Raw genomic sequence first — 12,866 nt, 5'->3', positions numbered from 1 at the left:
TTGTGGGATGACCGGAGTCTAAACAAGGGCGAGGTGAGCACATGTAACGAAGGACCAGGGAAATGTCACCAGATGGTGACATTTGCCCAAACCCTTTACTGACCGATCGGCGTGACCGCGGCCGGCGCATTGAGGCGCTGGTTCAGGTTCTGCATCTGGCTCTGCAAGGTGGTGATATTGCGGGTGGTCTGGATGCGGAACACATCGAACTCTTTATTGGTCGGTGCGTCGCTATTGCCCGGCTGGTTGTCCTGCGCGCTCTTTAGCACCACCAGGTCTTGTTCAAGACGGGCGATGGCTGCACTCGGGTTGCCCTGTTTCTTCAGGGCCGCCACGTCGGCGACCAGTTCCCTGATCTCGGCATCGCGCTTGGCGGCCTCACCTTGTGCGGCCTTGAGGCTGGCCACGGCGTCGGTCAACGCCTGCACCTGGCCTTGCAGCTTGGCGTTGGCGTTGGACAGGTCGGTGGTGCTGGCGGTCATCTGGGCCAGGCGCTTATCCAGTTCGGTGGCCTGGCCGGCCACGCCGACTTGCTGCTTGCCCTGCTCCAGCAACTGGGTTTCCAGTTGCTTGATCTGCAGTTTCAGCGCTTCGCTGCCGTTGTTCACGCTGGCCTCACTGGCCACGAACTTGCCGGAAATATCCTGCAGGCGCCCCGCCGCTTCTTCGCTGATGCGTGCAAAACTTTCCTGGGTGGCAACCAGTTGCTGGCCCATCAGGGAGATCTGCTGGAAGCTCCACCAGGCCAGGCCGGCAAAGGCGATCAGCAGCGCGCCGACCAAGGCCCACAGCGGCCCGGTACTGGCGCTCTTGACCTTGACCACAGGGGTATTGCGCGAACGCACGGAGGTGGCGGCGGTCGGTACGAAATCATCATCGTCCAAGGAGTCGGCCCGCAGGCTGGGAACATTGTCGAAATCGTCGTTGGCATCGTTACGCATGAATCAACCCTGAATCGGTGAGATAGCTATCTGAAAAGCCGAGCGGCGGCAGTATAAACCGCTGTCCTACCGCACTGATCGACCTGGAACCCTGAATTCGGTTCCCGATGTGTTGCTGCTTGTGAGCTTACTTCAGCCCCGGTTCCTGGGCCTTCCACCAGTTGCAGAACTCGTCGAGCGCGGTCCACAGGCTGACCTTGGGGTCATAGTCGAGATAATGCCTTGCGCGGCTGATGTCGAGGGTGAAATCTTTGTTCATCACCTGCATGCCCAGGCGCGACAACGCCGGCTCCGGGCGCCCGGGCCACAGCGCGCAGAATGCCTCGTTCAACGCGGCGATACTGTAGGACAAACCGTAGGACCGATACCGCGTCACCTGGGGCAAGTCCATCTGGCGCATCACGTAGTTCACCACATCCCACACCGGCACCGGGGTGCCGTTACTGATGTTGTAGGCTTTGCCCAGCGCCGAGCCGGTGGCGAGCAGACTGCTGAGCAGCGCTTCGTTGAGGTTGTGGACGCTGGTGAAGTCGACCTTGTTCAGGCCGTCGCCGACGATGGCCAGGCGGTTCTTGCGCTGCATTTTCAGCAGACGCGGGAAGATGCTCATGTCGCCGGCGCCGGTGACAAAACGCGGGCGCAGGGCCAGGACTTCGAGGCCGAATTCCTGGGCACCGAACACCTTTTGCTCGGCCAGGTACTTGGTGGCGGCATAAGGATGCTTGAAGCGCTTGGGCACTTGGTCCTCGGTCAGCCCCAGGTGGTCGCGGCCGTCGAAATAGATCGACGGCGACGACAAGTGAACCAGGCGCCCGACCCGTTGCTTGAGGCAGGCTTCGACAACGTTCTCGGTCACCAGCACATTGCCTCGATGGAAATCCTGAGCGCGCGCCCACAGCCCGACAGCGCCGGCGCAATGCACCACGGCTTCGACATCGCGGCACAGTTCGCGCACCAGGTCGGCATCATTCAAATCACCCTGGATAAACTCGGCACCGCGCCGTACCAGGTGTTCCACACCTTCGGCGCGCCGCCCGTTGACCCGCACGTCCAGGCCCTGCTCCAGGGCGAAACGCGCAAAGCGCCCGCCGATGAAGCCGCTTGCGCCGGTGACCAGAATCTTCATGTATTACTCCGTGTTCTTTCGTTTTTCATCGCTGTTGCCTTGACGCCCGCCATCAGTCCAACGGCACCAACCATTGACCACAGGCCTGGGCCAGATGGTCGGTCAACAAACCCAACAGTTGCCCGCCACTGCGCCAATGATGCCAGTACAGCGGCACATCGATGGGCTTATCTGGCAATAACTCGACCAATACGCCTCTTTGCAGCTGGTCGCCGACCTGCAGTTCGGGCACCAGGCCCCAACCGAGCCCGGCTTCCGCCAAGCGGATAAACCCTTCGGACGACGGGCACAAATGGTGCTCGAAACCGCCGTCCACCCCGAGCGCGGCCAGGTAGCGGTGTTGCAGGAAATCGTCCGGGCCGAATACCAAGGCCGGCGTGCGCGCCAGTTGATCGGCGCGCACGCCGTTGGGGAAGTGCCGTGCGATAAACGCCGGACTCGCCAGCGCCCGATAGCGCATGGCGCCCAGCAACAGGCTGCGCGCCCCGGCCACCGGGCGTTCACTGGCGCAGATACAGGCCGCCACTTCACCGGCGCGCATGCGCTTGAGGCCGACGGTCTGGTCTTCCACCACCAGGTCCAGCAGCAAATGCTGCTCGGCGCAAAAGTCGCTGACGGCCTCGGCCCACCAGGTGGCGAGGCTGTCGGCATTCAACGCGATGCGCAGGCGTTCGGGCATGCCTTCTTCATCCAGCGCCGGCACCTGGCTTTGCAAGTCGCGCTCCAGCAGCCGTACCTGTTGCACATGGTTGAGCAGGCGCCGGCCGATATCGGTCGGCGTCGGCGGTGTGGCCCGCACCAGCACCGGCTGGCCGATCCGTGCCTCCAGCAGCTTGATACGCTGGGAGATCGCCGATTGCGACAACCCCAGCACCTGGGCGCCGCGCTCGAAGCCGGCTTGTTCCACCACCGCCGCCAGGGCGGAGAGCAATTTATAGTCGAACATCAGTTTCTCTAATGAGCGATCAGCAATATTGGTTTTTCTTATACAGCTATGCCAGGGAAGATAGCCAGCATCGTTTCGGCTTGAGCAAGGATCTTCAACTATGTGGCAAAGCTATATGAACGGCCTGCTGGTCGCGTTGGGGCTGATCATGGCCATCGGCAGCCAGAACGCCTTTGTGCTCGCGCAAAGCCTGCGTCGTGAACACCACCTGCCGGTGGCGGCCCTGTGCGTGGTCTGCGATGCGCTGCTGGTGGCCGCCGGGGTATTCGGCCTGGCGACGATACTGGCGCAAAGCCCGATCCTGCTGGGGATTGCCCGCTGGGGCGGTGCCGCGTTCCTGCTGTGGTACGGCGCCTGCGCGCTGCGGCGGGCCTGTTCGAAACAGAGCCTCGACCAAGGCGACGCCCTCAAGATGCGCTCATTGCGCGCCGTGTTGCTCAGCGCGTTGGCGGTGACGTTGCTCAACCCCCACGTTTACTTGGACACCGTGCTGCTGATTGGCTCGCTGGGCGCCCAGCAGACCGAACCCGGCGCCTATGTGGCCGGCGCGGCCAGCGCTTCGTTCCTGTGGTTCGCCACGCTGGCGCTCGGCGCCGCCTGGTTGGCCCCGTGGCTAGCACGTCCGGCGACGTGGCGTCTGCTCGACCTTCTGGTGGCGGGGATGATGTTCAGCGTGGCCTATCAATTGATCAGTGCATGATGAATATTCCAAAACGCTCTGGAACCTCTATCCCACACAGTTGTTGCGTGGTTTTGCCACACCCCGAGTGCTATGATCCGGACCCGGCGCCGCAAAGAGTACAAACTCCCCGGCGCTTGTTTGGCCGCCCGTGATCGGCCTTGCGCTCACCGCAACTGACCTGATTAGGAGAATCATCATGGCTTTCGAATTGCCGCCGCTGCCCTACGCACACGATGCCCTGCAGCCGCACATTTCCAAGGAAACCTTGGAATACCACCACGACAAGCACCACAACACCTATGTCGTGAACCTGAACAACCTGGTGCCTGGCACCGAGTTCGAAGGCAAGACCCTGGAAGAAATCGTCAAGTCTTCTTCGGGCGGCATCTTCAACAACGCCGCTCAGGTCTGGAACCACACCTTCTACTGGAACTGCCTGGCGCCAAACGCCGGCGGTCAACCGACCGGCGCACTGGCTGAGGCCATCAACGCTGCGTTCGGTTCGTTCGACAAGTTCAAAGAAGAATTCACCAAGACCTCCGTCGGCACCTTCGGTTCCGGTTGGGGCTGGCTGGTGAAAAAGGCTGACGGTTCCCTGGCCCTGGCCAGCACCATCGGCGCCGGCAACCCGCTGACCAGCGGCGACACCCCGCTGCTGACCTGCGACGTCTGGGAACACGCTTACTACATCGACTACCGCAACGCCCGTCCAAAATATGTGGAAGCGTTCTGGAACCTGGTCAACTGGAAGTTCGTGGCTGAGCAGTTCGAAGGCAAGGCCTTCACTGCCTAAGCACCCCTTGCAGTAAAAAGAGCCCGGCGATTGCCGGGCTTTTTTTGTGCGTTCGACGGCGGCGCCAGCCGGGCATGACGGAACCAACTGCGCGGAAATTGCCACCCAGGCAGTGAGAGGAATGTCCCTTTCATTCAACGTCGGAGAATTAACTTATGATCGCAGGCGCAGCAGGATTAGGAGCAGCAGCCTCCGCAGCCGCAGCACTCGCCCCCGTGCTAATGCCGTTGGCTGAACAAGCCGCCGGTATGGCCATGAATGTCGCAAAAGACCTTCTGAAAAACGCAACGAGTGCTGCCGGCAGCGCAACGAATCAACAGCAGCAAATCAAATTCTGATTGGGAAAGCGTGAACGGTGGCGGAGCAAAATCAGTCCGCCATCACTTGAATTCCCCCCTCGCATGACGACCCCGCCCGCAACAGACCGGCCCACCATGGCGTCATGGAGCATCGCGCCGCAATGTTCCTTTGACTGCCATCACCAGATTGCCAATACTCATGGCATATTGAAGGCCACCCGCATGAGACAAGGAATGCCCCTTTGAAGCTGGAACTCAAAAACAGCTTGTCGGTGAAGTTGCTACGGGTTGTGCTGCTGTCGGCATTGATCGTGGGCGTGGCGCTGAGCGTGGCGCAGATCGTTTTCGATGCCTACAAGACGCGCCAGGCCGTGGCCGATGATGCCCAGCGCATCCTCGACATGTTTCGCGACCCCTCGACCCAGGCCGTCTACAGCCTGGACCGCGAGATGGGCATGCAGGTGATCGAAGGTCTGTTTCAGGACGACGCGGTCCGCATGGCCTCCATCGGCCATCCCAACGAAACCATGCTCGCGGAAAAAAACCGCGCCTTGCAGCAATCCTCCAGCCGCTGGTTGACCGACCTGATTCTCGGCCAGGAGCGCACGTTCACCACCGCCCTGGTCGGCAAAGGCCCCTATAGCGAGTATTACGGCGACCTGAGCATCACGCTCGACACGGCCACCTACGGCAAGGGTTTCATTGTCAGCTCGGTGATCATTTTTATTTCCGGGGTGCTGCGCGCACTGGCCATGGGCCTGGTGCTGTACCTGGTGTATCACTGGCTGCTGACCAAGCCGCTGTCGCGGATTATCGAGCACCTGACCTCGATCAACCCCGACCGCCCCAGCGAACACAAGATCCCCCAGCTCAAGGGCCACGAACGCAATGAACTGGGGCTGTGGATCAATACGGCCAACCAGTTGCTCGAATCCATCGAACGCAACACCCACCTGCGCCATGAAGCGGAATCCAGCCTGCTGCGCATGGCCCAGTACGACTTTCTCACCGGCCTGCCGAACCGCCAGAAACTGCAGGAGCAACTGGACAAGATCCTGATCGACGCCGGCCGTCGGCAGCGCCGCGTCGCCGTGTTGTGCGTGGGCCTGGATGACTTCAAAAGCGTCAACGAGCAGTTCACCTACCAGGCCGGCGACAAACTGCTGCTGGCCCTGGCCGATCGCCTGCGCGCCCACAGCGGCCGCCTCGGCGCCCTCGCCCGCCTCGGCGGCGACCAGTTCGCCCTGGTGCAGGCCGATATCGATCAGCCCTACGAAGCCGCCGAACTGGCGCAAAGCATCCTCGATGACCTGGAAGCGGAGTTTGCCCTCGACAGCGAGCAGATTCGCCTGCGCGCCACCATCGGCATCACCTTGTTCCCGGAAGACGGCGACAGCACCGAGAAACTGCTGCAAAAAGCCGAACAGACCATGACCCTGGCCAAGAGCCGTTCGCGCAACCGCTATCAGTTCTATATCGCCAGTGTCGACAGTGAAATGCGCCGACGCCGCGAACTGGAGAAAGACCTGCGCGACGCCTTGAGCCGCAACCAGTTTTACCTGGTGTACCAACCGCAGATCAGCTACCGCGACCACCGTGTGGTCGGCGTCGAAGCGTTGATCCGTTGGCAGCACCCGGAACACGGCCTGGTGCCGCCAGACTTGTTCATCCCCCTGGCGGAACAGAACGGCACGATTATCGCGATCGGTGAATGGGTGCTCGACCAGGCCTGTCGACAATTGCGCGAATGGCACGACCAGGGCTTCACCGAGCTGCGCATGGCGGTCAACCTGTCCACCGTGCAACTGCACCACACCGAATTGCCACGGGTGGTGAATAACCTGATGCAGATCTATCGCTTGCCACCGCGCAGCCTGGAACTGGAAGTGACCGAGACCGGCCTGATGGAAGACATCAGCACCGCCGCCCAGCACCTGCTGAGCCTGCGCCGCTCCGGTGCGCTGATCGCCATCGATGACTTCGGCACCGGCTATTCATCCTTGAGCTATCTGAAAAGCCTGCCGCTGGACAAGATCAAGATCGACAAGAGCTTCGTGCAGGACCTGCTCGACGATGACGACGACGCCACCATCGTGCGCGCGATTATCCAATTGGGTAAAAGCCTGGGCATGCAGGTGATCGCCGAAGGCGTGGAAACCGCGGAACAGGAGGCTTACATCATCTCCGAGGGCTGCCATGAAGGTCAGGGCTACCACTACAGCAAACCGTTGCCGGCACGGGAATTGGCGGCGTATTTGAAGCAGGCCGAACGCAATAACGCGGCCATTCTCTGACACGACCAAACGATAGTTGAGATTTCCCTCGTATAACCCTTTACAGAAAATGCAAATCTTTCGCATTATGTTGCAGTTTTGCGCGGCCCCCGCGCGCCCTATCAACGACCGATGCAGGATGTTCGCCATGATTCGTATGCCCCTGGCCACCGCCAGTCTGTTGGCCATTGCCATTTCGCTCGCCGGTTGCGGCGAAGGTAAAGACAAGGCCGCCGCGCCCCAGGCGCCGACCCCGGCCGCCAGCACTGCCGCTCCGGCGGCTGCCACCCCTGCCGGCCAGGTCGACGAAACCGCCGCCAAGGCCGTGGTCGCGCATTACGCTGACATGGTGTTCGCGGTGTACAGCGATGCCGAGTCCACCGCGAAAACCCTGCAAACCGCGATCGACACCTTCCTCGCCAACCCGAACGACGAGACCCTCAAAGCCGCCCGTACCGCCTGGGTCGCCGCGCGCGTGCCGTACCTGCAGAGCGAAGTGTTCCGCTTCGGCAACACCATCATCGACGACTGGGAAGGCCAAGTGAACGCCTGGCCCCTGGACGAAGGCCTGATCGACTACACCGACAAATCCTACGAGCACGCGCTGGGCAACCCTGGCGCCACGGCCAACATCATCGCCAACACCGAGATCCAGGTCGGCGAAGACAAGGTCGACGTCAAGGACATCACCCCGGAAAAACTCGCCAGCCTCAATGAGCTGGGCGGTTCCGAAGCCAACGTCGCCACCGGCTACCACGCCATCGAATTCCTGCTGTGGGGCCAGGACCTGAACGGCACCGGCCCGGGCGCCGGCAACCGGCCTGCGTCGGACTACATGACCGGCGACGGTGCAACCGGTGGCCACAACGAGCGCCGCCGCACGTACCTGCGCGCCGTGACGCAGTTGCTGGTCAGCGACCTGGAAGAAATGGTCGGCAACTGGAAACCCAACGTCGAAGACAACTACCGCGCCACCCTGGAGGCCGAACCGGCCACCGACGGCCTGCGCAAAATGCTGTTCGGCATGGGCAGCCTGTCGCTCGGCGAACTCGCCGGTGAGCGCATGAAGGTGTCCCTGGAAGCCAACTCGCCGGAAGACGAGCAGGACTGTTTCAGCGACAACACCCACAACTCGCACTTCTACGACGCCAAGGGCATCCGCAACGTCTACCTGGGCGAGTACACCCGCACTGACGGCAGCAAAATGACCGGCGCCAGCCTGTCATCCCTGGTGGCCAAGGCCGACCCGGCCGCCGACGCCGCGTTGAAAGCGGACCTGGCGGCGACCGAAGCGAAGATCCAAGTCATGGTTGACCACGCCAACAAGGGTGAGCACTACGACCAGTTGATCGCTGCGGGTAACGACGCGGGCAACCAGGTCGTGCGGGACGCCATCGCCGCACTGGTCAAGCAGACCGGCTCGATCGAAGCGGCTGCCGGCAAGCTGGGGATCAGCGACCTGAACCCGGATAGCGCTGATCACGAGTTCTGATCACTGCCGACGCCTAAGTGCCATAAAGAATGCCCCGACTCGCTCGGGGCATTTTTTTTACGCCCGCAGTCGAAGGCATTACACCCGAATGATAAAAATCTGCGGCGACGCGATGGGCGTCGTCAGTTGGATGCCGCCGATCAGCGGTACCAGGTTATGACTGGCCTCAGCCTGGGCGACCAGGGTTCGCGTCGGCTCATCCATCAAGCTGCGGTAGGGCGCAACCTGGGCGTCGGCGGCAATCCGCTCACCGACCACACGCCGCGTTCTCAACCAATACAGCCTGACATCCCCCGCACGCCGGAACAGCAGCTCGCCGGCAACGTCATAGCCGCCAAGCACGCCGTAGCGACAGCGGCTCACCACCTCGCTCATCAAGCTCCGCAACCGGCCGGCCGAGCCGGGCGGGAGCGCGTTGAACAGCGGCACCGCGACGGGCTCCGGACGAAAGTCCAGGCGGCGGTAATGCCCGGGCGCGGTCGGTAACAGCCAACTGCCGTCGCTGAGCGTGTGGGTGGGCGGCAGCAACGAAAACGGATCGGCCAACCGCCCCTGCGCCGTGGGCAGCCAGAACTGCCAGTCCCGCAGGGTGCGTATCAGCGAGCGTAGGCCCAGTTGGGTCAAGCCCCCCGGGTTGGCCCGATTGAACAGGATCTGGGCGAGTTCGACTTGGCTGCGGGTGGTCAACAGCGCAAACGCCTCGCGCACATAGGCGGTGACCAGTTTTTTCAAGGCCACGCCACTGGCGACGACCCACAGCCCGTCACCGGTGGCAAACTTCACCTGTCGGGGCTGATTGTAAATGCCGGAGAGCAGCAGGTTTTCCAGATCCAGGAAATGCATGGCCGGCCGCCTCGGGTCACGAATCAATACGTCGTTGGGCGCGCTGGGGTCGCGGGGCAAAATCGCGAAATAGCGCTGGTCCATCTTGATGTATTCCTGCCCCAGCCACTGCGGATCACCGGCAACCCGCCGATAGATGCCCCGTGTCGCATCCACCACCTCGAGTTCGGCCACGTCGAGGGTTCTGCCCCACTCGATGAATTGTTCGTTTGCAGGACGCACCACCGTGGCCTCGGGCGCCGCGACACGGGTACTGGCGCGTGGTGGCGTCGGTAGGCTCGGTGGCAGCTCGGCGGGTGGCGGATGGCGGGTCGCCACCACCGGCAGGTCTGGCAGATCAATCCCGTCCAGACGCCACTGAAACCGCAGAAGCGGTACGTTCAGATAGGTCTCGAAGGCCGCCGTGGAGAGCCTCAGCCGCAGGTTTTCGACCAGGGCCAGCCGATATTCGATTTCGCGCCCCGCCGGGAAGTTGAACGACTCAAACACGCGTCTGGCCTGCACCTCATCCAGCCGAGGGTAAAGGTCCCTGAGGGCACGCTCCGGCGCGTTGCCGCCCTTGAGTCCGGCTAGCGGATGGGAACCTATTTCCCACTGCCCCGACGCATTCCGCCGAATCGACGCGTAGTGATATTGCGTCAGCTTGCGTGCGTCCCTGAGCCGCCAGGCGGCTTTGTCGCCGTCATCGAGGATCGAGTACCAACGCCCACCGTCATTGAGGAAGTAGTGCTGGGCACCCGCGGCGTTCGAGGGCGCGTGATACACGCCCTGGCCTTCCCATCCGGCCAACGGCGCCACGCCGTCGGGCTTTTTCCCCAGCGCCATCTCCGCCGGCAACGCCCTTGGCCGGGAGCCCGCCACCGGTGCGCGGGCGCCGACCGCGCCGTCCACCAGCGCACCGACCAGCTCGCCCAGCGAGCGCACGAAAGACTGTGCGGCACCGGCGCGGTCGCCCAGGTCCAGCGCCTCGACGGCGTTGAACACCGAAAACAGGCTGCGCGCCAAACCGATCGGCAACATGATCCTGACCGGCAGCACCATGGACAGCACGTCGAAGGCCACGGTGGCGACGTTCAGGCCGGTTTCGATGTCGACTTGCCGGGTGCTCTTCGCTTGCGCGGCGGCGTCGTTGATCACGCAGTTCGCTTCAGCCTCATAAGCCTCCTCGAAGAAGTCGTCGGCAATTCGGCTCAGGCTCACCATCGACACGTCGCCGCGGCCCCTGAGCACGGCGCGGACGTGAGGCTCGAAGGCCCGCTCCACGCGCCCCAGCAGGTAGGCGCGCCAGCTGCTGTTGATGATGAAGTCGCTCATCAGGCGGTCTTTGGCGTACTCGTGGAACACGCGACCGTCGGGCGCCTGCGGGGTGTACACAACGATCGAGCCGACCCCGGCGGCGGCCGTGCCGAACAGCAGTACCCCGCGCACGCGCTGACCGCGCAGTTTCAAGTGCTGCACGAGAATCCGATGCCCGTCGACGCGCTCGCGCCGATCACTGTCGACGGGGGCATCGAGCACCGCCCGCACCCAATTGAAGCCACGGGCCAGGCGGTCCGGGAGGAAGTCGCCGTGGATCTTGGCCTCGATGGCGTCGAGACGCAGTTGCCGCCGCATGACTTGGCCATAGGTGTGTTTTTGCGCGAGCGCAGCCGGCGAGGTGATAAGGCGGTCCTTCAGAAAGGTGTCGTAGCCTTGTCCGACATTGACCGCGCGCACCAGATCCTTGACCTGTTGCAGGGTCAGCCCGTCATAGGCCGGGGCCGCCTCCAGATCTTCGGGGAGCAGTGCTTCATCAGGCTTTTTGCGCGTGTTTTCACTGAGCCTGGAAAAGTGCGTGAAGTTGAAATCCAGCCCGCCGAGATTCTCCAGGGCCAGTTCGGTCAGCGTGCGGCTTCGCTGCCGGAACAACGCTGTACCGGGCTCGCGCGGCGCCGGAGCAGGCGCGCCCGGAACCACGACAGTCGCCGGCACGAACGGTTCTTTGGTGTGTACGCGGACAGTGTCGGGGTCGATGTCCAGTGCATAGTCAGCCTTGAGGCGAATGCGCAGCTGTTGGTTGGCGTATGCCAGCAGCGTCGGTTTATCACTGAATTGCGCCAGCGACGGCAAGCCCTCGGCGTCCGGCAGGCGCGACAGCAGCTCGTAATAATCGGCCATCGCGGCGCGCCACGCCTGTTTATCGGCGGGGGATGCGTCATGCAGAAAGGTTCGGAGCTGCGCCTGCCCGCGCTTGATTTCGCGGCCCCACAACACCCCGCCAGCACTGAAAAGGCGACCGGGGTCCGTGACCCGGTCCAGCACCTGCGGCAGCTCAGCCACTTCGATGGGGTCGACCGGTGACGGGTAGCGCGACAGGGTTGAGGTGAAGTTGTCGAGCATCAACCGGCATTGCGCCTCGACACTCTCAACGAACGGCGACTCAAGCTGTTCGTGGTAGACCACCTGCCCCGTGGTCTTGAGCTGACGATGCAGGGCCAAGCCTTGCGCCTGATCCGCCACCGCCAGGCCAGCGAGCACCGCGGCGAATTCGACGGGGTGGTTCAAACGCCGATGCAGCTCCCGATCCAGGCTGGCCAGGGAGTCAAACGCTTCAAGCCCGGAGTCCGGCAGAAACAGCAGCAGCGTGCCGACGTTCATGCTTGGGTCCACGGGGCGCACCCGGGCCGGCTCGACCGCCTCCTGCGCCCTCACCACGGCTTGTTCCGGGCCTCTGGAGGTCAGCACAAAGGCGCCGCGCAAGGTCAGGTCCGCAGCGCCGGATGCCCCCTTGAGGGCAACCGCGTAGACACACGGCCGGTCAGCGCGCAGCGCCTGTCGTGCCTGGGCGTGCGGGTGACGCAGCACCAGGGCGAACAGGTCCTGGTCGGCGGGACTGAGCAGGCGGTCGGCAGCCAGTAGCGCCACTTCGGTTTTCAGCAGTTCGATACGGGTTTGCACCAACCATTGTTTCTGCGTGCGCGCATCGGTCAGGCTGCGTGCGCGCGTCCAGAAGGCTTGCACGAAAGCGCTGTAAGAAGCGCTCAGACCGGCGGCCAGGCGGTCGAGGAATTTATCCAGCCCGGCCGGAGTGATACCGCTCAAGGGCAGCAGCGCTTCGCCCGTCGCCGGCAGCCGATGCAGGGTCGCCATGCGCCCCGCATAACTCGCTGGCTGGCCAGCGGTGATACGTTGCACCACCGCATCGAACAGCGTGGGCAGCAACTCGGCCTCGGTGGGCGGTTGCGCCTCTGACGTCGCTGGCGGGATGGACGTCTCCGGCAGTCGGATGAAGGCGTGGCGCACATCGAGGCTGGGCGTCAAGGTCGGGAATGCTTGCTCGAACGCATGCTGCACAAATGAATGGAACGTCGGTGGCGACTGAAACTGCTCGGCGATCTGGCGGTCGAGCGCCATTAACTGTTCGCGCAACGCAACCTGTTGCGGGGCGTCCTTGACAGTTGGCGGTGCAGATAACAATAAATCAGACGGCAT

Annotated in this window: 9 protein-coding genes; 5 read left to right on the top strand and 4 right to left on the bottom strand. The window is 63.0% G+C overall.

The genetic code is table 11. The features are described from left to right. Positions 1 to 95: 95 nt before the first annotated feature. The 3 genes from C5F70_RS00875 to C5F70_RS00865 all read right to left on the bottom strand — a co-directional run bounded on the left by C5F70_RS00875 (position 96) and on the right by C5F70_RS00865 (position 3,013). Positions 96 to 941: a hypothetical protein gene (locus C5F70_RS00875; RefSeq protein ID WP_017847180.1), complete on the bottom strand. Its 846-nt coding sequence runs from the start codon at positions 939 to 941 to the stop codon at positions 96 to 98. A gap of 127 nt (positions 942 to 1,068) precedes the next feature. After that, complete coding sequence (locus C5F70_RS00870) at positions 1,069 to 2,067, bottom strand: NAD(P)-dependent oxidoreductase (RefSeq protein ID WP_104902580.1); 999 nt, start codon at positions 2,065 to 2,067, stop codon at positions 1,069 to 1,071. A gap of 52 nt (positions 2,068 to 2,119) precedes the next feature. Next, positions 2,120 to 3,013 (bottom strand): LysR family transcriptional regulator ArgP, encoded by an 894-nt coding sequence (locus tag C5F70_RS00865; RefSeq protein ID WP_017847178.1) that lies wholly within the window; start codon positions 3,011 to 3,013, stop codon positions 2,120 to 2,122. 100 nt (positions 3,014 to 3,113) lie between these two features. Between C5F70_RS00865 and C5F70_RS00860 the strand changes: the two genes are divergently transcribed. The 5 genes from C5F70_RS00860 (at position 3,114) to C5F70_RS00840 (ending at position 8,552) form a co-directional block, all read left to right on the top strand. Continuing rightward, a complete protein-coding gene (locus tag C5F70_RS00860; RefSeq protein WP_104902579.1) occupies positions 3,114 to 3,713 on the top strand; it encodes a LysE/ArgO family amino acid transporter in 600 nt (199 codons plus the stop codon). 178 nt (positions 3,714 to 3,891) lie between these two features. Further along, a complete protein-coding gene (locus C5F70_RS00855; protein WP_017847176.1) occupies positions 3,892 to 4,488 on the top strand; it encodes a superoxide dismutase in 597 nt (198 codons plus the stop codon). A 155-nt stretch (positions 4,489 to 4,643) separates the two neighbouring features. After that, positions 4,644 to 4,826 carry a hypothetical protein gene (locus C5F70_RS00850; RefSeq protein WP_017847175.1) on the top strand — a complete coding sequence of 61 codons (183 nt, stop codon included), beginning with the start codon at positions 4,644 to 4,646 and terminating at the stop codon, positions 4,824 to 4,826. Positions 4,827 to 5,029: 203 nt separating this feature from the next. Continuing rightward, a complete protein-coding gene (locus C5F70_RS00845) occupies positions 5,030 to 7,081 on the top strand; it encodes a bifunctional diguanylate cyclase/phosphodiesterase (RefSeq protein WP_017847174.1) in 2,052 nt (683 codons plus the stop codon). A 127-nt stretch (positions 7,082 to 7,208) separates the two neighbouring features. Then, complete coding sequence (locus C5F70_RS00840) at positions 7,209 to 8,552, top strand: imelysin family protein (protein WP_079444574.1); 1,344 nt, start codon at positions 7,209 to 7,211, stop codon at positions 8,550 to 8,552. 78 nt (positions 8,553 to 8,630) lie between these two features. On the opposite strand, the gene C5F70_RS00835 is transcribed toward C5F70_RS00840, so the two are convergent. Beyond that, positions 8,631 to 12,866, bottom strand: a complete 4,236-nt coding sequence (locus tag C5F70_RS00835) for a dermonecrotic toxin domain-containing protein (RefSeq protein ID WP_177410544.1) — start codon at positions 12,864 to 12,866, stop codon at positions 8,631 to 8,633.

Source organism: Pseudomonas sp. LH1G9 (assembly GCF_002949975.1).
Classification (GTDB): Bacteria; Pseudomonadota; Gammaproteobacteria; order Pseudomonadales; family Pseudomonadaceae; genus Aquipseudomonas; species Aquipseudomonas veronii.
The sequence above is the reverse complement of the archived record's forward strand: the minus strand, read 5'-3'. Positions and strand labels throughout refer to the sequence as shown.

Bases quoted from the DNA above. Each gene is read 5' to 3' on its own strand.
- C5F70_RS00840 (WP_079444574.1), top strand. From the start codon at position 7,209: ATGATTCGTATGCCCCTGGCCACCGCCAGTCTGTTGGCCATTGCCATT.
- C5F70_RS00870 (WP_104902580.1), bottom strand. From the start codon at position 2,067: ATGAAGATTCTGGTCACCGGCGCAAGCGGCTTCATCGGCGGGCGCTTT.
- C5F70_RS00875 (WP_017847180.1), bottom strand. From the start codon at position 941: ATGCGTAACGATGCCAACGACGATTTCGACAATGTTCCCAGCCTGCGG.
- C5F70_RS00850 (WP_017847175.1), top strand. From the start codon at position 4,644: ATGATCGCAGGCGCAGCAGGATTAGGAGCAGCAGCCTCCGCAGCCGCA.
- C5F70_RS00835 (WP_177410544.1), bottom strand. From the start codon at position 12,866: ATGCCGTCTGATTTATTGTTATCTGCACCGCCAACTGTCAAGGACGCC.
- C5F70_RS00860 (WP_104902579.1), top strand. From the start codon at position 3,114: ATGTGGCAAAGCTATATGAACGGCCTGCTGGTCGCGTTGGGGCTGATC.
- C5F70_RS00865 (WP_017847178.1), bottom strand. From the start codon at position 3,013: ATGTTCGACTATAAATTGCTCTCCGCCCTGGCGGCGGTGGTGGAACAA.
- C5F70_RS00855 (WP_017847176.1), top strand. From the start codon at position 3,892: ATGGCTTTCGAATTGCCGCCGCTGCCCTACGCACACGATGCCCTGCAG.